Source organism: Paraburkholderia unamae, from assembly GCF_003268775.1.
In the GTDB taxonomy this organism is placed as follows: domain Bacteria; phylum Pseudomonadota; class Gammaproteobacteria; order Burkholderiales; family Burkholderiaceae; genus Paraburkholderia; species Paraburkholderia unamae.
On the sequence record NZ_QLSU01000001.1, the window covers coordinates 356,795 to 377,408 of the forward strand.

General features: G+C 62.9%; 18 protein-coding genes and 1 pseudogene. 9 read left to right on the plus strand and 10 right to left on the minus strand.

Going from position 1 to position 20,614, the window contains the following annotated elements; translation table 11 throughout:
• Positions 1-16: 16 nt before the first annotated feature.
• Positions 17-331: a DUF4148 domain-containing protein gene (locus C7401_RS01440; protein ID WP_112169535.1), complete on the minus strand. Its 315-nt coding sequence runs from the start codon at positions 329-331 to the stop codon at positions 17-19.
• A gap of 262 nt (positions 332-593) precedes the next feature.
• Here C7401_RS01440 and C7401_RS01445 point away from each other — a divergent pair, with 262 nt between their 5' ends.
• Positions 594-1,988 carry a selenium-binding protein SBP56-related protein gene (locus tag C7401_RS01445; RefSeq protein WP_112169537.1) on the plus strand — a complete coding sequence of 465 codons (1,395 nt, stop codon included), beginning with the start codon at positions 594-596 and terminating at the stop codon, positions 1,986-1,988.
• Positions 1,989-2,002: 14 nt separating this feature from the next.
• On the plus strand, positions 2,003-2,650 hold the full coding sequence (locus C7401_RS01450; RefSeq protein WP_112169539.1) for a hypothetical protein: 648 nt from the start codon (positions 2,003-2,005) through the stop codon (positions 2,648-2,650).
• A gap of 23 nt (positions 2,651-2,673) precedes the next feature.
• On the opposite strand, the pseudogene C7401_RS01455 reads toward C7401_RS01450, so the two are convergent.
• From C7401_RS01455 to C7401_RS44230, 3 genes and pseudogenes are all read right to left on the minus strand, one after another.
• Positions 2,674-3,051 (minus strand): annotated as a pseudogene (locus C7401_RS01455) (Rossmann-fold NAD(P)-binding domain-containing protein); the annotation flags it as partial.
• Between the two features lie 444 nt (positions 3,052-3,495).
• A complete protein-coding gene (locus C7401_RS01460; RefSeq protein WP_258396792.1) occupies positions 3,496-5,130 on the minus strand; it encodes a P-loop ATPase, Sll1717 family in 1,635 nt (544 codons plus the stop codon).
• Positions 5,131-5,157: 27 nt separating this feature from the next.
• The gene (locus C7401_RS44230; RefSeq protein ID WP_146757871.1) at positions 5,158-5,421 is read right to left on the minus strand and encodes a hypothetical protein; all 264 of its coding nucleotides are present in this window, start codon (positions 5,419-5,421) and stop codon (positions 5,158-5,160) included.
• Between the two features lie 565 nt (positions 5,422-5,986).
• Between C7401_RS44230 and C7401_RS01465 the strand changes: the two genes are divergently transcribed.
• The 3 genes from C7401_RS01465 to C7401_RS46065 all read left to right on the plus strand — a co-directional run bounded on the left by C7401_RS01465 (position 5,987) and on the right by C7401_RS46065 (position 8,153).
• Positions 5,987-6,790, plus strand: coding sequence for a lipid II flippase Amj family protein (locus tag C7401_RS01465; protein WP_112169541.1), 804 nt, complete (start codon positions 5,987-5,989; stop codon positions 6,788-6,790).
• A gap of 60 nt (positions 6,791-6,850) precedes the next feature.
• Positions 6,851-7,561, plus strand: a complete 711-nt coding sequence (locus C7401_RS01470) for a Type 1 glutamine amidotransferase-like domain-containing protein (RefSeq protein ID WP_258396793.1) — start codon at positions 6,851-6,853, stop codon at positions 7,559-7,561.
• Positions 7,562-7,832: 271 nt separating this feature from the next.
• On the plus strand, positions 7,833-8,153 hold the full coding sequence (locus C7401_RS46065) for a helix-turn-helix domain-containing protein (RefSeq protein ID WP_373864415.1): 321 nt from the start codon (positions 7,833-7,835) through the stop codon (positions 8,151-8,153).
• Positions 8,154-8,169: 16 nt separating this feature from the next.
• On the opposite strand, the gene C7401_RS01480 is transcribed toward C7401_RS46065, so the two are convergent.
• The gene (locus tag C7401_RS01480) at positions 8,170-9,360 is read right to left on the minus strand and encodes an MFS transporter (protein WP_112169545.1); all 1,191 of its coding nucleotides are present in this window, start codon (positions 9,358-9,360) and stop codon (positions 8,170-8,172) included.
• A 766-nt stretch (positions 9,361-10,126) separates the two neighbouring features.
• Between C7401_RS01480 and C7401_RS01490 the strand changes: the two genes are divergently transcribed.
• Together C7401_RS01490 and C7401_RS01495 are read left to right on the plus strand one after the other, a co-directional pair.
• Positions 10,127-10,978, plus strand: coding sequence for an NADPH-dependent oxidoreductase (locus C7401_RS01490; protein ID WP_112169548.1), 852 nt, complete (start codon positions 10,127-10,129; stop codon positions 10,976-10,978).
• Between the two features lie 94 nt (positions 10,979-11,072).
• Positions 11,073-11,984 (plus strand): ketopantoate reductase family protein, encoded by a 912-nt coding sequence (locus C7401_RS01495; RefSeq protein WP_112169550.1) that lies wholly within the window; start codon positions 11,073-11,075, stop codon positions 11,982-11,984.
• 111 nt (positions 11,985-12,095) lie between these two features.
• On the opposite strand, the gene C7401_RS01500 is transcribed toward C7401_RS01495, so the two are convergent.
• From C7401_RS01500 to C7401_RS01520, 5 genes are all read right to left on the minus strand, one after another.
• The gene (locus C7401_RS01500; protein ID WP_112169552.1) at positions 12,096-12,545 is read right to left on the minus strand and encodes a PaaI family thioesterase; all 450 of its coding nucleotides are present in this window, start codon (positions 12,543-12,545) and stop codon (positions 12,096-12,098) included.
• A 146-nt stretch (positions 12,546-12,691) separates the two neighbouring features.
• Entirely contained in the window at positions 12,692-13,981 is a 1,290-nt protein-coding gene (gene boxA / locus C7401_RS01505; protein ID WP_112169554.1) for a benzoyl-CoA 2,3-epoxidase subunit BoxA, read from the minus strand.
• Positions 13,982-14,035: 54 nt separating this feature from the next.
• The gene (gene boxB, locus C7401_RS01510) at positions 14,036-15,463 is read right to left on the minus strand and encodes a benzoyl-CoA 2,3-epoxidase subunit BoxB (RefSeq protein WP_112169556.1); all 1,428 of its coding nucleotides are present in this window, start codon (positions 15,461-15,463) and stop codon (positions 14,036-14,038) included.
• A 68-nt stretch (positions 15,464-15,531) separates the two neighbouring features.
• Entirely contained in the window at positions 15,532-17,202 is a 1,671-nt protein-coding gene (gene boxC, locus C7401_RS01515) for a 2,3-epoxybenzoyl-CoA dihydrolase (RefSeq protein WP_112169558.1), read from the minus strand.
• A 122-nt stretch (positions 17,203-17,324) separates the two neighbouring features.
• On the minus strand, positions 17,325-18,272 hold the full coding sequence (locus tag C7401_RS01520; protein ID WP_112169560.1) for a helix-turn-helix transcriptional regulator: 948 nt from the start codon (positions 18,270-18,272) through the stop codon (positions 17,325-17,327).
• Positions 18,273-18,428: 156 nt separating this feature from the next.
• On the opposite strand from C7401_RS01520, the gene C7401_RS01525 reads away from it, so the two are divergent.
• Positions 18,429-18,899 (plus strand): DUF4863 family protein, encoded by a 471-nt coding sequence (locus C7401_RS01525; RefSeq protein WP_112169562.1) that lies wholly within the window; start codon positions 18,429-18,431, stop codon positions 18,897-18,899.
• Between the two features lie 70 nt (positions 18,900-18,969).
• Complete coding sequence (locus C7401_RS01530) at positions 18,970-20,604, plus strand: benzoate-CoA ligase family protein (protein ID WP_112169564.1); 1,635 nt, start codon at positions 18,970-18,972, stop codon at positions 20,602-20,604.
• Positions 20,605-20,614 lie beyond the last annotated feature (10 nt).

Sequence of the window (20,614 nt, forward strand, 5' to 3'; positions counted from 1 at the left end):
ACTGAACTCAGTTCAATCAGTGCGCGTTATAGATCGGCGGCGAGTAGCTGCTGACCGCACCATCGGTGCGCGAACCGCTTTGCGAAGAACCATTCGTGGCGGGACCATAGCCGCTGGTTTGCGCATTCACACGCGACTGTGCCTGCTGCAAATCCGCCGGATAGTACAAGTCGTTCACCGAGGGGCGATAACCGGCGGCTTCGAGCTGCACGAGTTCGCCGCGCACCTGTGCACGGGTCACGGGACCATTATTGCCTTGCGACTGAGCAAACGAAACGGCCGGAACGACCAGCACGGCGGCGAGCGCAACGGCCTTGATAAGCGATTTCATGACCAACCTCCATTAACTTGATTGAATCGGCGCAGTTTCCTGCCTGCATCCGTTGGGTACCAGTGTAGGAAGATGAGCCATGCGAATAAACGCTACGAACGCGAATTCACTGTTTTCGCAGAACGTATAATCGCCGCGCGTCGCGCTCATTGCCAAAATGCATAAGCTTCTATCGCCACGGAATATGGAACACGTGCGCAACGCACTGTCGCTCTCTGGTGCATGATGAGGACTCTTTCGAGTAATCGATGAGGGGGTGACAATGGCGAAGTGGCAACCCGACCCGACCTTCTACCCGTCCGCGCGCCTCGCGGCCGACGCGCCGGCGGAAACACTGGCCTATGTGGCGAGCTTCGACCCCACGCGCAGCGTGCCCGATTCGCTCGACGTGGTCGATCTGGACCCGCGCTCGCCGGAGTTCGGCCGCATCGTGCATCGGCTGCCCATGCCCAATGTCGGCGACGAACTCCATCATTTCGGCTGGAACGCATGCAGTTCGTGCCTCTGCCCCAACGCGCCCCATGCCCATACGGAGCGCCGCTATCTCGTGGTGCCGGGGCTGCGCTCCTCACGCATCCATATCGTCGATACGAAGCCCGACCCGCGCCGCCCCCATATCGCGCGCGTACACGAGCCCGAGAGCGTGGCGCAACGCGCGGGCTACACGCGCCCTCATACGGTGCATTGCGGGCCGGATGGCATTTACGTGACATCGCTTGCCAATGCGCAGGGCGAGGCGCCCGGCGGCATCTTCCTGATGGACCACGAAAGCTTCGACATACTCGGCCAGTGGGAGATCGACCGCGGCCCGCAGGAGCTAGCCTATGACGGCTGGTGGCACCTGGGCTACGACACGCTCGTCACGAGCGAATGGGGCCTGCCCGCGGCCTTCGAAAACGGCCTCGTGCCCGAGGTGCTGCTGGGCGGACAGTACGGCCACCGCCTGCACTTCTGGGATCTGCACACGCGCAAGCACAAACAGGTGCTCGATTTCGGCGCGGAAAACCAGCTCGTGTTCGAACTGCGCCCCGCGCACAACCCCACACGGCCTTATGGCTTCGTGAATTCGGTGATCAGCCTGAAGGATCTCTCCGCCTCCATCTGGCAGTGGTATCGCGACGGCGACGCATGGGCGGCGCGCAAGATCATCGAGATTCCCGCCGAGCCCGCCGACCCCGAACATCTGCCGCCGATGCTCAAGGGCTTCGCGGCCGTGCCGCCGCTCGTCACCGACATCGCGCTTTCGCTCGACGACCGCTTCCTCTACGTGGCGTGCTGGGGCACGGGAGACCTGCGCCAATACGATGTATCGGACCCCGAACATGCGCGCCTCACCGGTTGCGTGCGCATCGGTGGCATCGCCGCGCGCGCCGCGCATCCCCGGGCTCCCGGGCGGGCGCTGAACGGCGGCCCGCAAATGGTGGAGGTGAGCCGTGACGGCCGCCGCGTGTATTTCAGCAACTCGCTCTATGGCGCCATCGACGCACAGTTCTACCCCGAAGGCATCGACGGCTGGATGGTGAAGCTCGACGCCGCGCCCGACGGCGGCATAGCCTTCGACGAGCGTTTTTTCATCGACTGGCCCAAGTCGCACCGTCCGCACCAGATCCGGCTCGAAGGCGGTGATTGCTCTTCTGATTCGTACTGCTATCCATAAGCGCCGGAACAGGCATGAATGACCTCTTCGGCGCACACTGGGCCGCCTGGGCGGCGGTGGTAGGCAGCGGCGTGTTTCACGGCGCGAATCCGGCGATGGGCTGGCTCTTCGCGACCGCGCTCGGCCTGCAACGCGGCAGCCGCGCCGCGCTGTTGCTCGCCCTGCCGCCTATCGCGCTTGGGCATGCCGCGTCGATCCTGCTGTTCACGTCCTCGACGGCGGCGCTGGGCGCGCACTTGCCGGGCGCCGCGCTGCATTGGGGCCTCGGCGCGCTCCTGATCGGCTGGGCCGCGTGGCAGCACGCGTTTGGGCACCGGCACCGTGTGCGCGTGGGAATGACCGTTGGCTTCGTCGGGCTTGCGGCGTGGTCGGCGTTGATGGCGACGCTGCACGGCGCGGGACTGATGCTGATGCCGGCCATGCTGCCGCTGTGCGGCGGCGGCGCGGGCGGCCTCGCGTCGGGCGCAGGCAACCCGCTCGCCGTCCCGCTCGCGCTCACCGCGCTGCACACGCTCACGACGCTCGCCACCACGGGCGCCATCGCCCTGCTCGCCTACGAGTACCTCGGGCTCGGCGTGCTGCGGCGCGGCTGGATCAACTTCGACTGGCTATGGCGCGGCGCGCTCGTGGCCACGGGAACCTTGATGATCGCCACCGCTTGAGCCGCGAACGCCTGCCATCCACCTCAATTGCCCGCCGGATAATCCGCGCTGAGACTCGCATCGCGCCAGGCCTCGATCTCGGCCAACGCCGCGCGCAAGCGGTTCGTCACCGCATCCACGCCAAACGCACCGAGCACGAGATGGCGCGGCGGCTTTTCCGCTTCGGCAATGCGGATCATCGCCTGCGCGGCCCGCGCCGGATCGCCCGGCTGATGACCGCTGCCTTCGGCGGTGCGCTTCATGCGCGCGCCCACCGTTTGCGCGTAATCGTCGATACGGTTCGGCGTCTGCACGAGCGAGCGGCCCGCCCGGTCCGTGCGAAACGGCCCCGGCTCCACACAGGTCACGTTGATGCCGAGCGGACCGGCTTCCGCGAGCAGTGAATCGGAGAATCCCTCGACGGCGTGTTTTGATGGTGTTTACTCAAACAACCCGTCGCGCAAACCGGGAAAGCCTTGCTGTGCAAGGCCTTCCGGTCAGCGGTTCAGACAATCAACCACCCAGCGACCGCTACACGAGCTGGCTCGACCCGGCCAGAAGCGGTCTTTCTCAGTGGGTTGGCAAATGTCTGTTGACGAGCGACGAGCTGCCATTTTGCTAGGCGACGTCCGGCGATTCGGCTGACTGACCTACATCCTATTGTAATTTCCGCTTAAGCGATCCGTTCGCAGGCGCCTCGCCAAGGCACAGCATTTGTCATCACAACCCGCAAAGCGATTACTTTTTATAACGATCGCCCTATGAGTTATAAATAGCATTGTCTGGAGTGCCTCCTGAAATCCTCCCTCTTTGTTACGGACGGCAGTTTCGGCTTTCGCCACTACGGCGCCCCACATATCCTCTATTTAGTTCGGCTTCACGCCAAGTCTCGCCCACGCCATGGGGTGAATGAACACCTCCGAGTTGGCCCGAATTTGCCCGTCTCCAGGCGCATTAATATCCATATAAGCCCAAATCTGACTATTGAAAGAAGACAGCTTTAGACCCACTACGCCTATCGAGTAAAGCGCCTTTATAAGCTCAACGCGGAACGCATGAGCGTTATCATTATTTATAAATGCAAATCCAGCGCGAATTACTGGATCAGTTGCATACTCACCATCAAAACACTTGGTGACAGCAAAATCGTTGATGCGATCTTTATGAATCTGAGATAATCTGAATTTAAGCGGCATTTGCTCTATCAGTGGCAGATACTCCAAGAAACCTGGATAATGAGTAACCCACTCAAAACCCAGTGCATTCATTCGCGCCGCTGAATATTCTATTTCCGCATTACGAACCGTCTGAACCGTAACCTGCCCCTTTCCCTCAGACCGCTTTAAACATTCGTTTATAAATGAGATCGCATCCCTCGGGCGGTAGTGAGTTCGCTCCAGCAGATAATCAACAAAATCCTCTTTACCGATTTTCCTCGGAAATAAATCAACTAATTCGATTGACGACAAAGTATACTGCTCTCGCACCAGTCGAATAATTCGCTCATTGATCATCTTTATCAAAAGGGATTTTTCCCATCGAAGCTGCAAAAAAAGCGCGGCGTATTTTTCCTCTTGAAATCCTGCATCACGGGTTCGCTTAAACACTGTCTGAATAAGATCTTGGCGCAACGCCACAATTATCTTTACGTTCACAATGCTTCGGAAAGTCTTCACACATTCGATCAAAGCGCGAATCAGCCTGTACCGAAGTTCGTCATCGACCCAGTTTTCATCAAGGCGGTCAATAACAAGGTAGTATTTTTGCTGGGGATCCGTAAATATTTCCTCGTTCATCAATGCAATCACGTCGGCAAGCGCTTTAATTTGAATCGAATTTATAACGGTCTGTGCTTTGTTAACGACCTCCGTCTTACGCTCGTCCACTTTCTTGATGCTTCCGCTTACATCTGCCTTCAATGCACCGATGTCCGCTCCAAGCTTCGACGTGATTTCCCCCTCAAGCTTTTCCGTAACTTCTTTCACCCGATACTCGGTCTCTTGCCAAAATGTATCACCCCATTTTGACAAGTAATCAAAAGCACGTTCCTTAGCTTGATCTTTTCGCTTCAGTGCAGGAATAAATCCTGCGATCCAGCTACGAGTCTTCTCTTCGCTAGTGAGATGGCAACGCCGTTTTAGTAGCTCGACAGCAAAAACATGCTTCCAGAGCAGTCCGTAGAAAATATCTAGCTTAACCCCCGACTTCTCCAAGGTTACAAGAATATCGGAGTTTGAAAGATAATTGAGGGAGAGGTTTTCCGGAGAGACAACAATGACGTTACTCATCCTTTCAACCAAATGGTTGATCAACGCGGTCTTCCCTGATCCTGTCCGTCCGACAATTATGCGATGGGGTGATCGGCAGTCTTTCAGCGTTTCGAAGTCTCCCGTATCCACGAAACACGACGACAAAAAGTCTCCGTCTGATTCGGCGTCGAGCTCGCCGATTGACGCGCCGCGGCGAAGCCGGAAGTGAAAACCGTGATGGGTCTCTGTCATTTCAGTTTGAGCTTATTTGCCGTTCGATCATTTCGTTTTTCGCGTCGGGCGACGCTGCAAGCGAAGGCTTTCAGCGTACAGAATATCGGAAAATATGGTGGCGAACAAACCACCCGACATTGGAAAACGAAAGCGGATCGGCTTCGGCGTCGACGGGAAGGGCTGCATCGCGCGCACGTGCGCCTCAGTTCGCTTTGCGACGTAATCCAAACTAGGCGTCCATTCGTAAAGCCTTTCACTTTTCAGGTGCGTCGAAGAGACCCCGTGAGCGCCGCGCACGTCGTACACCATGCGCTTGGCCTACGAAAGAGTCCCATCCTGGACGGTATCCCGCATCGCTCAGGCGGGTGCACGATGAACAGCAACAACATGCACGTCGAGATATGGATCTGCTCCCTGCTTGCTAAGTCCATGCGGTGTTCGCTGGCGCCATCGTTCGAGGGAATAAAGAATTAACCCTTGAACAGGCGTCGCCCAGACTCGCGCAGAATTCGTAGTCGGGAGGCTGAGCGACCGTTTTTCGACGAGGTTTGGACGTTCAGAGAAGCGCACTGACGGTCAGCAATGGGTCGGGTCCGGCCAACGGCCTCGCCGACCGGCGTGAGCCCCTTCCGCAAGCCATCCACGCCTCTGTTGGATGATGTTTACTGATATGCATATCGCACGACCTGTGAAAGCCTTACAGGGCAAGGCTTCCCGGTCAGCAGTTCAGACGATCAACCACCTGGCGAACGCCACAGAGGCTGGCTCAACCCGGCCAATTCCGGTCACACGACGAGTGAACCAAAGTCGTCAACAATCGGAGCGGCAGTGTACAGTCGTAGGCTTCGATTCATGCCAACCGTGTGCCGACGACATGGACATTCAGCTGTTGATCATATGCGGGCTCACATTCGTAATCCACGTGATTGCGACGCTAGCGTACGCGGTTCGGATTGCCGGCGTTCGCACGCGCCGTATCGCCGTGTCATTCTCCCTATTCGGAATCATCGCCCTTGTTTCCCGGACGGCAAATTCCTTTCAGGGACCATTCATTGCGAAGCGGGTTGAACTGGATATCGCGCATCACCTGGAGCATGGTTTGCTCGGGGACTTTCGGCTTTTTCTGCTAACCGCCACGGTGGCAAGCACTGTCGGTGCGTTTCTGATTCCCACGTTTCAACGTTATTTCAGCCGCGCTGTCGACCACTTCCAGGCAAATCGCTCGATCCCTCGTCTGATACTCCATATCTTCAGTCGAGGAGGCGTCGGCTACATTCGGCTTGGAGCGCGGCTTCCGTCCCGACACAACGTCACCCAACTAGCGACTGGAGCAGGCGTTTCCTGGAGAGTCATCGGACTCAACGTAATCGCGATGGCGATCTGGACAGTCGGCGTTTTCGCGTCGCTCTATGCTGGATACCTGAAACCAGATCTGCGCGTTACATGTGCGAATCTGTCGTCCGTTATCAATGGCTTTGCGACGGTGGTGTTGGCCGTCGTCATTGATCCGCAAGTCTCAGTCATGACTGACGATGTAATTGAAGGTCGGATTTCGGAAAACAGCTTCCGGCGAGCAATCACAACCCTCGCGGGTGCGCGTGTGCTCGGGACGCTGTGCGCTCAGGCGGTGCTCGTCCCTGCGGCATTGATCATTGTTCGCATCGCCGAACTCATTTAGCGCTGCGACCCATACCGGAAACGTGCCTGGCATCGGGCGGCGAGCAAGTCCCATCCGACGATGGATTCCATTTCGTCGACAATCCCAAAACACTTTGAATTCGCCGGAGACTTCGCTGTGCGCATGTACCTTTCTTCCTTCGATGTGGGCGCCAGACCAGAACAACTCGTCGGCCTGGTCGGCGGTCAATTGCGAGCGGCAATTGTCGTCAACGCACTTGACCATCGCGAAGCGGCGCGCGCCCAATGGCTGGAGAGTCAGACAATCAAACTTCGAGCACTTGGCTTTACGGTGCAGGAACTTGATCTTCGGCAGTTCTTCGGAACAACCGATCGCCTGGATGAGACACTCGAGCAGTTCGACGCGGTATGGGTCAACGGTGGGAACGCATTCATACTTCGCAGGGCGATGAAGCAGAGCGGATTCGATGTCGTGATAGCGGAATTGCTCGAACGTGACAGAATCGTCTACTCGGGATTCAGTGCAGCGGCGGTCGTTGCGTCGAGCACGCTGCGTGCACTCGATCACGTCAGCGACCCCACCGAAGTTCCTCCGGGATACGATCCGGCAGTGGTCTGGGACGGACTTGGAATCTTGCCGTTTTCCCTCGTCGTGCACTTTCAATCCGATCATCCCGAGTCGGAGGCCGTCGGTGAGGAGGTCGCATTCTATGAGCGCCACCAAATGCCATACAGGACCTTGAAAGATGGCGAGGCTTTTGTCATGGACAGCATGCGGTGCGAGATCGTTGGCCCGTGCCGTTGCGAATGACCGGTATCCGGGACGGCAAGTGTCCCTTGCGGCACGGGTCCGGCCAACGGCCTTGCCCACGGGCGTGCCCCCCTTCCACGCGCCCTCTACGCCTCTGTTAAATGCCATTTACCTGTATAAATCGCCGCGCGAATCGCGAAAGCCTTACTGGGTAAGGCCTTCCGGTCAGCGGTTCAGGCAATCAACTACCTGGCGACCGCTACAGGGGCTGGCTCGAACCGGCCACAATCAGACGATGCATTTCCGAGCGCGCACGTCCGTCATCGTCCGCATGGCAGACCGTCGTCGAGCCGGGCGGTCGGGCATCGCACCGTCACGTCGTCAAACTCATGCGTCGGGTCGCACAGTTGCGCACGAATCGGGCGGGTCGATAGTCTCCGAATGGAAAGGTATCGGGCCGACATTCGGACGATGGCGTCAGCAGATGCGTCTGATGGGGTCCATCACGCTCGTTCTCCAAGGTGCGCCGATCACGCAGGTTGATCTGAGCAGCGGATATGAAAGCCAAAGCGCCCACGCCGTGGCCTTCAAAAAGCACTTCGGAATTTCGGCGTCCGGGTTTTGGCGTTCGGCCCAGCGCCTGGAGTCGTGATGACGTCCTCCTGTGTTCACCTACCCGGACTACCGGAGCGAACATGGATGATTGCCGCAAACGCCGTGAATGCTATCCCCGCCACACACACTCCGACCCAATGAAATCGAGGCCATGCATACGCGCCGACCGCTGACCCGAGCGCTCCGCCGCTGAAGTAGCAGACCATGTACACGGTATTGAGGCGACTGCGCGCTTCTGGTTTTAGCGCGAAAACACGCGATTGATTTGGCGTTTGCATCACCTGAAGGCCGGCGTCGAGTACGATCACGCCAATCGTCAATCCAGTCAGACTTGACGCACACGCCAGCAGAATCAAGAACGAAGTCGCAATGAGAAGAATGGCGAGCCATATGGCCGTACGCGGCCCGCGCCGATCAGCGAGCTTTCCAGCCCACGGGGCAGCAAGTGCACCGACCAGACCGACAATGCCAAACAACCCCGCACTCTGGGAACCGAGATGAAAGGGGGCGTCGGCCAGGAGCAGCGCAAGCGTCGACCAGAACAGGCTGAATGCCGCGAACAGGCTCGCTCCGATCAGGGCCGCTTCCCTCAAGCCACGCAATTCCACGGCAAGATCCCAAAGCGAAGCCACCAGCTTGCCATACGGCAACGCGGAGGTGGGCTGGCTTGCGGGCAGCGCATGGCGGACCACGATCGCCAATGCGGCCATCGCTACGATCGCAGCCCCAAACACAGCTCTCCAGCCCAGATACTGGCCGATAGAGCCTGACACTGTGCGCGCGAGCAAAATGCCTATCAGCAGTCCACTCATCACCGTCCCAACGGCCTGTCCACGGCGGGCTGGATGTGCAACTTCGGCAGCAAAGGGCCCCGCCTGCTGTGCCAACGTGGCAAAGACACCCAGCAGGAAACTCGCACCGATCAGAGTCAACAACGTCGGGGCTAAGGCGGCAATGAGCAGTGAAATACAAACCCCCGCTGTCTGCCACTCGATTAAGCGGCGTCGATCGAGTTTGTCGCCCAACGGAGCGAATAGCAGCATCCCGGTTGCGAAACCGATCTGGGTCGCAGCAGGCACGGCACCTGTCCACGAAGCGTAACCGGGAAAGGACCGCTGAATGCTCTCAAGCAAAGGTTGGTTGTAGTAGATATTTGCAATGGCCGTCCCGGCAATAATCGCCAGGATTGAAAACACACGACGCAAAGATTGATCCGGGCGGTTCGAGAGTGATGATGTTGGCATGGCGCGCAATCAAGATCCTTCATCGTCGATACCCTACCAGTGCATCAGACGTCGTCAGCCGCGATAAAGCGCCATGCGAATCGGTGCATGGATGCTTTTCGTGGGGCGTAAAGGGAGGCGCGGTAACGCTCGAGAAGCAGCGGGGGAAGTGGCGGTAGGCCGCTGCGAAGGCCGCTTAAAGGAGCCGCGATGGGAGCTCCAAGCGAGCTTGAATCTTAGCATGGTGCCGGGTTGAATGGCCGCGCAATGCGCGGGAGCCCTCGCTCTCACGACATTAGTCGATAGCCGAGGTCACAAGAGAGCGGATTTTCGCCAATAACGAACACTCGCCCGTTTATCGAGATCGTCCGCAACGGGTCGAGTCCGGCCAACGGGTCCGCCGGCGGGCGTGCGCCACTTCCGCAAGCCCTCTACGTCTCTGTTCGAGGCCGCGTAATAGCCCGGACCCCGGAAAGCCCGCGAGCCCCGCCACCGTTGTGATATTGATCACGTGGCCCTTGCGGCGCGCGCGCATACCGGGCAATACGGCGCGTGTGAGCGCGCAAAGGCCGAACGGCGCGGTGGAAGGCACCCGCGCGCGAAACCGGCTGGCGCGCGGGCGCAAATCCGGACGATAGCGGCCATGCCCAAAGTTTGCCGAAGCGCCAATCGCGCGAGCCATGTACCATACGGCGCTTGCGCATCCATGCAGCCCCATGCAGGGAACAACTCAAAAGCGCTTGCAAGCGCGCCCCGATTCACAGTCATTCGCCGGAGAAGAACCCCGATGTCCACCGTCACCGCGCCCGAACATGCCGATATCGTCGAAGCCGCACGCGCCCTCGAAGCACGCTATGGCACGCCCTGGTCCACCCCGCTGCCGGCCTGGAACGAAACGCTCGATACGCTGCTCGCGCATCGTTCGGTGCGCAATTACGCGGACCGCCCGCTGCCCGCGGGCACGCTGGAAACGCTGATCGCCGCCGCGCAATCGGCTTCCACCTCGTCGAATCTGCAAACGTGGAGCGTGGTTGCCGTCGAAAACCCCGCACGCAAGGCACGCCTTGCCGAACTCGCGGGCGGTCAGTCGCACGTTCGCGAAGCGCCGCTCTTTCTCGTGTGGCTCGCCGACCTCGCGCGCCTCGAAGCCGCCGGCGCGCGCAACAGTGCGAGCGTCGAAGGACTGCACTACATCGAAACGCTGTTCGTCGGCGTGATCGATGCCGCGCTCGCTGCGCAAAATGCTGTGGTCGCGCTCGAATCGCTCGGCATGAGCGCCGTTTATATCGGCGGCATCCGCAATCAGCCCGAGCAGGTGGCCGCCGAACTTGGCCTGCCGCCGCGCGTGCTGCCCGTGTTCGGCCTGTGCGTGGGCTACCCCGACGAAACGCAGCCCGCGCAGGTGAAGCCGCGTCTGCCGCAGGCGGTCGTGCTCCATCGCGAGCAGTACGATGCGCCCTCGCAAGTGGCCGAAATTGCCCAGTACGACGAAGTAATGGGCGGCTTCCAGACCACCCAGGGCTTGAGCGCGGCGGGCTGGACCTCGCGCTCGCTCGCGCGCTGGCGCAGCCGCGAGTCGCTGCACGGCCGCGACCGCCTGCGTGACGCGCTCAACGCGCTCGGCTTCGAGCTGCGCTGAACGCACCATACGATGGCCAGGCGCGCGCGGGTTGCATGATCCGCCGCGCCGCTCGACGAATGCGAAGTACGCACGCTCCAGAGGAGAAACGCAAATGAAAGTTGCTGTCATGGGCGCGGGCGCGGTGGGCTGCTTTTACGGCGGCATGCTCGCGCGCGCGGGACACGATGTGGTCTTGATCGGCCGACCGCAGCACGTCGAGTCCATCGCACGCGACGGGCTGCGTTTCGAAGCGCAGCAGTTCGACGAGCGCATTGGCGCGCCGCGCCTCACGGCCAGCACCGAGGCGGCCGCTGTCGCGGGCGCGGACCTCGTGCTGTTCTGCGTGAAATCGACCGACACCGAAAGCGCGGGCGCTTCGATCAAGCCGCATCTCGGCGAGCACACGCTCGTGCTCACGCTCCAGAACGGCGTGGACAACGCGGAGCGCCTGCGCGGCGTGATTACGCAGGACGTGGCCGCCGCCGTGGTCTATGTCGCCACCGAAATGGCCGGTCCGGGCCACGTACGCCACCACGGGCGCGGCGAACTCGTGATCGAGCCGGCGCGCGCGAGCGAAACCGCCGCGCGTGCGCTCATCGCAGCGGGCGTGCCCACGGAAATCTCGCCCAATGTGCGCGGCGCGCTGTGGGCCAAGCTGATCGTGAACTGCGCGTACAACGCGCTGTCGGCCATCACGCAACTCCCTTACGGGCGGCTCGTGCAAGGCGCGGGCGTGAGCGACGCGATGAGCGACATCGTGGCCGAATGCGTGGCGGTCGCGCAAGCGGACGGCGTGACCCTGCCGCCCGGCGTGGACGGCGCCGTGAGCCACATCGCGCAGACCATGCCCGGCCAGTATTCGTCGACGGCACAGGATCTCGCGCGCGGCAAGCGCAGCGAAATCGATCACCTCAACGGCTATGTCGTGCAACGCGGCGCGGCGCTGGGCGTGCCCACGCCCGCGAACAGGCTGCTGCAAACGCTCGTGCGTCTCATCGAGGACAAGGCGCACGCGGTGATTTAGGGCCGCCCTGGCCCGCGTATGCGTCCGGTAGCGTCCGGCAACGGCTGGGGCAGCTTCTCGCGGAAGATCGCGAAGCGCCCCATGCGCGAGCAAGCATGCACGCCGAAAACCTCAGCGTTCGAACACGAGCAAAGTGGACGTAGCCGAGGCGTAAAGCTTGCCCTGCGCGTCGGTGATGCTGGCTTCCGTGAAGGCTGCGCGCCGCCCGATGCTGAGCACGCGTCCTTCGGCGCGCACGAGGCCCGTATGGGCCGTCATGGGCCGGTGATAGGACACCTTCAGCTCCAGCGTGGTGTAGCCCTGATTGGGGCCGAGGCGCGAATGCGCGGCGCAGCCGCAGGCGGAGTCGAGCAACGTGGCGGCATATCCGCCGTGCACGGTGCCAATGGGGTTGTACACGTGAAAGCCGGGCGTGGCCTCGAACACGACGCGGCCCTCTTCCACCTCGGCAAGCTCGAAGCCGAGCGTGTCGCCGATGGACGGGCCGCGCCCGCCCTGCAACATGCGCTGCAACTGTTCCAGGCCGGTCAGGCCGGCGGGCAATTCTTCTACGAGGTTCATGGCGGCGGTCTCTGTCGAAAGGTCGCGCGTCTGCGCGCGCGGGTCAAATGGTGCAATCGCGGCGCAGCAACGCGCCGGTTCGCCATCGTACCGTTTTTCGAACGATCGTGCTTAAAGCGCCTGAAGTGCAACAGCCCGCCGAGGTTTCAATACGTCTCCAGGTGCAGTCGCCCTTCGCGCTTGAGCCGCTCCCACAGCGCCTCCCAGTCCATGCCGTGCTTGCCGGCTATCTCCTGGAGCGCTTGCAGCACGCCGTCTTCCATGCCCTTGAGCCCGCAAACGTAGATATGCGTGTTGCCGTCCTTGAGCAGTTGCGCGACGTCGACGGCGCGCTCGCGCATCGCGTCCTGCACGTAGCGCCTCGGCTGGCCCGGCGTGCGCGAAAAGGCCAGGTTCGTGTCGATGAAATCCTTCGGCAGATTCATCAGCGGTCCGAAGTATGGCAACTCCTGCTGGGTGCGCGCGCCGAAAAACAGCATGAGCTTGCCGGTGGCGCCCTTGAGCCGGCGGCGGCGGCGATATTCGGTCATCGCGCGCATGGGTGCCGAGCCGGTGCCCGTGCAGATCATCAGCAGGTGCGAGTTCGGATGGTTCGGCATGAGGAAGGTATTGCCGAACGGGCCGATCACCGTCACCACGTCGCCCTTTTTCAGGTCGCACAGGTAATTCGAGCACACGCCGTCGGTGGCGTTGCCGCTGTGGTCGCGCGTCACGCGCTTCACCGTGAGCGAGACGTTGTTGTAGCCGGGGCGCTCGCCGTCGCGCGGGCTGGCGATCGAATACTGGCGCGCATGGTGAACGCGTCCCTCGGCGTTCGCGCCAGGCGGCAGGATGCCGATCGACTGGCCTTCCAGCACCGGGAACGGCATCACGCCAAAGTCGAGCACGATGTGATGAATATCGCTTTCGGTGGCGTCGTCGGTGAGGCGATAGTTGCCCACCACGGTCGCCGTGGTGGGCGCCTTGTGCGTGTACAGGTGAACGTAGGGCCGCGCCGCCGACCACGGCGGCAGCGTCGAGCCGCGCACCATATCGGAGCCCGCGATGGGCGCGTCGGCGGCTTCGGGCGCGGCGTCTGATGCAAGATCGCGCGAGGAGCCGGCGGCGGCCTGGGCCGCGCCGCCGCTCTGAGGTGGCGCTTGCACCGGCGCACCCACCGAAGGATTCTGCGCGGGCAACTCGTCCCACGTGAACTGCTCGTCCGTGCCGTACACCTCGGCCTTCAGCACGTTGCGCCAGTTGTCGATCGCGCCGGTCGGGCACGGCGGCACGCAGGCCATGCAGGCGTTGCAGGTATCGGCCTTCACCACATAGTTGTTGCCGTCGTGCGTGATCGCGTCGACCGGACACGTCTCCTCGCACGTATTGCAGCGTATGCAGATTTCAGGATCGATCAGGTGCTGCCTGAGAATTTCCACGGGTACCGGACCGTTCATGTTTGTCTCCCGCCGCGGCGCGCGAACCAGGTGCCGCGCGGCGCGGCTGCCTCCTCAGTTGAAGCGCACGTACTCGAAGTCGACCGGCTGCCGGTTGATGCCCATGGCCGGCGGCGCGATCCAGTTGGCGAACTTGCCCGGCTCGACCACGCGCCCCATGAGCGAGGCCACATACGCGCGGTCCTCGGGCGTGGGCAGCCATTTCGCCTCGTTCGCCGCCCATTCGGCCTCGCCGATCACGCGGCCTTCGGGCGACACGCGCACGCCCGCGAAGGTGCCGATCTGGCGATTGAACGCCTTGTGCGGCACGGTGAGCCGAACGTCGATGCCCGCCTTCTCCAGCACCTTGTTCCAGCGGTTCACGCCCGCGATCGAGTCCTTGATGTAGTCGTCGCGCAGCACCTCGTTCATGGCGTTGAGCATCGGCACCTCGCGCTCCACCAGCTTGCCTTCCTGCACGTCCAGCAGCCGGTATTGCTGGCCTTCGAGACGATGGTCGTCGTCGCGTTTGGTCTCCTCGTAGCGGCCCTTCAGGCCCGAGCTATAGAAGATCGCGGCGTTCGACGAGTGATCGGCGCCGAACAGGTCGATCGTCACCGAGTAGTGAAAGTTCAGGTAGCGCTGGATCGTTTCGAGGTCGATCACGCCCGCGCCGCGCAGGCGGCTCACGTCGTCGGTCTTGAGCTCGTTCATGACCTGCGCGGTGCGTTGCACGACGCGCGAGATGCCTGATTCGCCCACGAACATGTGATGCGCTTCCTCGGTCAGCATGAACTTCGTGGTGCGGGCGAGCGGGTCGAAGCCCGACTCGGACAGCGCCGAAAGCTGGAACTTGCCGTCGCGGTCGGTGAAATACGTGAACATGTAGAACGCCAGCCAGTCGGGCGTTTTCTCGTTGAACGCGCCGAGAATGCGCGGGTTGTCGTCGTCGCCCGAGCGGCGCTCCAGTAATGCTTCGGCTTCCTCACGACCGTCGCGGCCGAAGTAGCGATGCAACAGGTAGACCATCGCCCACAGGTGCCGGCCTTCCTCCACGTTCACCTGGAACAGGTTGCGCAGGTCGTACTGGGAAGGCGCGGTCAAGCCGAGATGGCGCTGCTGCTCGACCGAAGCGGGTTCCGTGTCGCCCTGCGTGACGATGATGCGGCGCAGGTTCGCGCGGTGCTCGCCCGGCACGTCCTGCCATGCGGCTTCACCCTTGTGCGCGCCGAAGTGAATCGTGCGATCGGCCTCGCCCGGCGTGAGAAAGATACCCCAGCGGTAGTCGGGCATCTTCACGTGGTCGAAGTGCGCCCAGCCGCCCGCGTCCACGCTCACCGCCGTGCGCAGGTACACATCGTAGCCGTGCGAGCCGTCCGGCCCCATGTCGCCCCACCACGAAAGAAAATTGGGCTGCCACTGCTCCAGCGCGCGTTGCAGCGCGCGATCGTCGGCGAGATTGACGTTGTTGGGGATCTTTTCGCTGTAGTTGATCGTGGACATTTGAGTTCCTTGCGGCGGGCATCAACGGATGCGGCGGATACGGTGGCTGCGGCTATCAGATGGCGCGATCAAACGCGGGCAACGTCGAACTGCGCCTTGCTGCCCTTGCCGTACACCTTGAGCGCGCCCTTCTCGCCCACGGCGTTGGGCCGGTTGAAGATCCAGTTCTGCCACGCGGAAAGACGCCCGAAAATGCGCGTTTCCATGGTTTCCAGCCCGTTGAAGCGCAGGTTCGCTTCGAGACCCGTGAGCGCGTCGGGCGACATGGCCGCGCGTTCTTCCAGCGCAAGACGAATTTCGTCGGGCCAGTCGATATCGTCGGGCGAGGCCGTCACGAGGCCAAGGTGCTCGGCCTCGACGGGCTTCACGGCCACGCCGATCTTCGCGCGCACGGCGTCCATGGGTTCGGTTTCCTCATAGAACCGGCGCGCGAGTCTGGACTGCTGCGTGACCATCGGATAGAGGCCGAAATTCGCTTCGGAAAGCGTGATCGCCGGTTCCTCGTCTTCGTTCGCGGGCAACGCCGCCATATAGGCGCGGTCGGCGGCGAACGCCAGCTCGGCGAAGGTGCCCGCGAAGCACGAACCCGGCTCGATCAGCGCGAACAGCGAGCGCGAGGAAACGTCGATGCGCGCCAGCGTACGGCGCAGCATGCCGATGGTTTCGCGCACGAACCAGTGCTCACGGTGGGCGAGCAACGCGGCGTCGGCGGCGAGCACGGTGCGCGCGTCGCCTTCGGTCTTCAGGATCCACGTGCCGATGTCCAGCTCGTTGGTGCGCATGGTGAGAATCGCGTCGTCAAGCTCGCGGGCGAACTGTAGCGGCCACCACGACGCACCGGCGGCGACGATCGATTCGATGTCCGAAGCAGGCACCGTGGCGGGCGCTTTCGCCGTGAACGTGGCGGTGCGCTTCGCGCGGTCGATCGCCACTTCCACCGTAGCGTAGCTCAGGCCGCCGGCGTGCTCCACGCGCTCGACGCGCATGAGCGCCACGCCCTGCGCACCGGCCGGGCGGTCGCTCGCGGCGGCCAGTTCGAGCGCGCGCGCCTGCACGGCCGGGCCGAACTGGTTGGGCTTCACGACCTCATCGACGAGGCGCCAGGCCTTGGCCCGCTCGCCGCGAATGCCTTCCACCAGGGTACAGAAAATGTCGGCGCGGTCGTGGCGCACCTTGCGCTTGTCGGTCAGGCGCGTGAGGCCGCCCGTGCCCGGCAGTACGCCGAGCAGCGGCACCTCGGGCAGCGCGACCGACGACGACCGGTCGTCCACGAGCATGATCTCGTCGCACGCGAGCGCCAGTTCATAGCCGCCGCCCGCGCAGGCGCCGTTCACGGCGGCAATGAACTTCAGGCCCGAGTGGCGCGACGAATCTTCCATGCCGTTGCGCGTTTCGTTGGTGAACTTGCAGAAGTTGACCTTCCACGCATGAGCGGAAAGCCCGAGCATGAAGATATTCGCGCCCGAGCAGAACACGCGGTCTTTCAGGCTGGTCAGCACGACGGTGCGCACTTCCGGGTGCTCGAAGCGGATGCGCTGAAGTGCATCGTGCAGTTCGATATCGACGCCCAGGTCGTACGAATTGAGCTTGAGCTTGTAGCCCTCGCGAATGCCGCCGTCCTCGGCGATATCGATGCCGAGCGTGGCGACGGGGCCATCGAACGCGAGTTTCCAGTGGCGGTACTGCGAGGGATCGGTGCGGTAGTCGACTCGTTGCGGGGCGACGGCGGTTTCGGCCATGAGCGTCTCCAGATGCACATTCGTTTTAATGAACGATAGTGCAACACTCATTCGAAGTAAAGCACTTTAATGCACTTTACTTCAGGTGATGGGTAAACCCCATCCCATCTCGCCCCGGCTGCTCAGTCGATGCGCGGCGCCTCCGCGCCCAGGCGCGCCGCGAGGCGGTCGCGCAGTTGCAGGTAGGCGTCCGCGAGCGTCTTCTCGCTGGTGTCGAACGTCATGTCGGCGCGGCCGTAAAGCTCGCTGCGACCGGCCAGAATGCGCTTGAGGTCGTCCATCGCCTCGCGGTTGCCCGACATGGGCCGCAGATCGCCTTGCGCCACCACGCGGCGCATGTGCTCCTCGGGCGTGGCCTGCAACCAGACCGTGAAGCAGTGCGCGAGCAGCACGTTGAAGGTGGCGGGCTCCGACACGAGACCGCCCGGCGAGGCAATCACGGCGCGCGGGTGTTCGGCGACCACGGCCTCCAGCGCGCGGTGCTCGTAGCGGCGGTAGGCGCTCGCGCCATACAGCGAATGGATCTCGGAAGGCGGGCAGCCCGCAAGCTGCTCGATCACGCGCGTAAGCTCGACGAACGGCACTTTCAGCTCCTGCGCGAGCATGCGCCCGAGCGTGGACTTGCCCGCGCCGCGCAGGCCGATGAGCGCGATGCGCTCGTTGCGGTGCGGGTCGGCCGGCGCCTGCGAGAACATCTCGGCAAGCGCGATGCGCGCGCGCTGCAAGGCGGCGGGATCGCGCCCCTGCAACAGTTCGCGGATCAGGAGCCATTCGGCCGACGAGGTCGTGACATCGCCAATCACCTCGGCCAGCGGGCAACTCAGTGTGTTCGCGATCTGCCGCAGCACCAGCACCGAAGCGTTGCCCACGCCCGACTCCAGATTCGCCAGATGCCGCTCCGACAGCCCGGTCTCCGCCGCCAGCGTCTTGCGCGTCATGCCGCGCCGCGCGCGCAGCATGCGCACGCGCTCGCCCATGGCGGTCAGGAACGGATCGCGCTCCGCGCGCTCGGCCCGCGCCGCGTCGTCGGCCGCTTCCGCCGGGAGCTCGGCAATGTAAGTTTGCTTCATCTTCGGAGACCCTTAACCCCATCTAAATGTACTATAGTGCTTGACATGCATTTTGCGAACCGCTAATTTTCCGTCAAAAGATTGCCCGACCACAAATAGACGTATAGCGGCTTGCAGCAGCGCCCCGCCACCACGCGGGCACGATGGGAGACACGCATGTCACCGCAAGACTTCGAGCGCCTCGTCGCAGGCGTCACCGGGCAGATCGCCGCCCGTCCGCTCGATGATGCACTCGACGCATGGCTCAACGCCACCTGGCCGAACGGCAGCCCGACCTTCGAGGCGCTGGCGCAAGCCTGCCGGGCGGGCGTGGCGCAAGGCTGGCTGTGCAACCGTGAGGCGGGCGGCTTGCGCTACGGGCGCATCTTCAAGGCGCTGCCGGCCACGCACGGCTTCTCCGTCGACGTGGTGAGCATGAAAGATATTGCCGGTCCCCACCACACGCACCCGAACGGCGAGATCGACCTCATCATGCCGCTTACTGAAGGCGCGACCTTCGACGGCCGCCCGGCCGGCTGGTGCGTATACGGTCCCGGCAGCGCGCATCGGCCGACCGTCGCCAACGGCGCGGCGCTGGTGCTCTATCTGCTGCCCCAGGGCGCGATCGAATTCACGCCGCAAGCCTGAAGCGCCGGTTGTCCTGCCTCGCCCGACTGCCTCGCCCGCCGATAAAGACGCACAGAACGGAGACAATATCGTGGATACCCAGACAGCGTCGCCCGCGCAGCCCACGCCCGCGGCCGCGTCCCCCGCGCGAGGCGCCGAGCCGCCACCCGCGCTATTCAACTTCGCCACGCACCTTTTCGCGCTCAATCGCGCGCGCGCCGCGAAGACCGCCTATATCGACGACACGCTCACGCTGAGCTACGGCGAACTCGAAACCCAGGCACACCGCTTCGCCAGTGCGATGCGCGCGCTGGGCGTTCACGCGGAAGAGCGCATCCTGCTCGTGATGCTCGACACGATCGAATTGCCGATAGCGTTCCTTGGCGCGCTCCATGCGGGCATCGTACCCGTGGTCGTCAATACGCTGCTCACCCCGGCCGACTACGTCTATATGCTCACGCACAGCCGCGCACGCGTGGTGATCGCCTCGGGCGCGGTGCTGGCCAACGTGCGCGCGGCGCTTGCCGAAGCGCAATGCGAGGACTGCGAATTAATCGTCTCACAGCCGTTGGCCGAAAGCGCAAACAGCACGCCTGAATCGCCGCGTGTGCTCGCCGACCTGCTCGCGCGCGCCGAGCCCGCGCCGCGCGCCGCGCAAACGAACGGCGACGACATCGCGTTCTGGCTCTACTCGTCCGGTTCGACGGGCAAGCCCAAAGGCACCGTGCACACGCACGCGAATCTCTACTGGACCGTGGAGACCTACGCGAAACCGATTCTCGGCATACGCGAGAGCGACGTGGTGTTTTCAGCGGCGAAGCTGTTCTTCGCGTACGGGCTTGGCAACGGCCTCTCGTTTCCGCTCTCGGTGGGCGCGACCACGGTGCTGATGGCCGAGCGGCCCACCGCCGGTGCCGTGTTCGCGCGGCTCGTCAAGCATCGCCCGACCGTGTTCTACGGCGTGCCCACGCTCTACGCGAGCATGATGGCCTCGCCCAACCTGCCCGCGCGCGCCGACGTCGCGCTACGCATTTGCGCCTCGGCGGGCGAGGCGCTGCCGCGCGAGATCGGCGAGCGCTTCAGGCAGCATTTCGGCGCCGACATTCTCGACGGCCTCGGCTCGACCGAGATGCTGCACATCTTCCTCTCCAACCGCCCCGACCTCGTCGAATACGGCACCACGGGCCGCCCCGTGCCCGGCTACGACATCGAACTGCGCGACGAAACCGGCCGCCTCGTGCCCGATGGCGAGATCGGCGACCTGTATATTCGCGGGCCGAGCGCGGCCGTGATGTACTGGTGCAATCGCGAGAAGTCGCGCGCGACCTTTCTGGGCGACTGGGTGCGAAGCGGCGACAAGTACCGGCGGCTGCCGGGCGGCGCCTATGTGTACGCGGGCCGCAGCGACGACATGCTCAAGGTGAGCGGTCAATACGTCTCGCCCATCGAGGTGGAGATGGTGCTCATGCAGCACGACGCGGTGCTCGAAGCGGCCGTGATCGGCGTCGATCAGGGCGGCCTCGTGAAGACCTGCGCGTTCGTCGTGCTCAAGCAGGAGGCGCAGGACGCCGCGCACGACATGCTGGCCGAAACGCTGAAGGCGTTCGTCAAGACGCGGCTCGCGCCGCACAAGTATCCGCGCGACATCCTGTTCGTGGACGACCTGCCCAAGACCGCGACCGGTAAAATACAGCGCTTCCGCCTGCGCCAGCAGTTTCAGTCGTGACCGCCTCTCC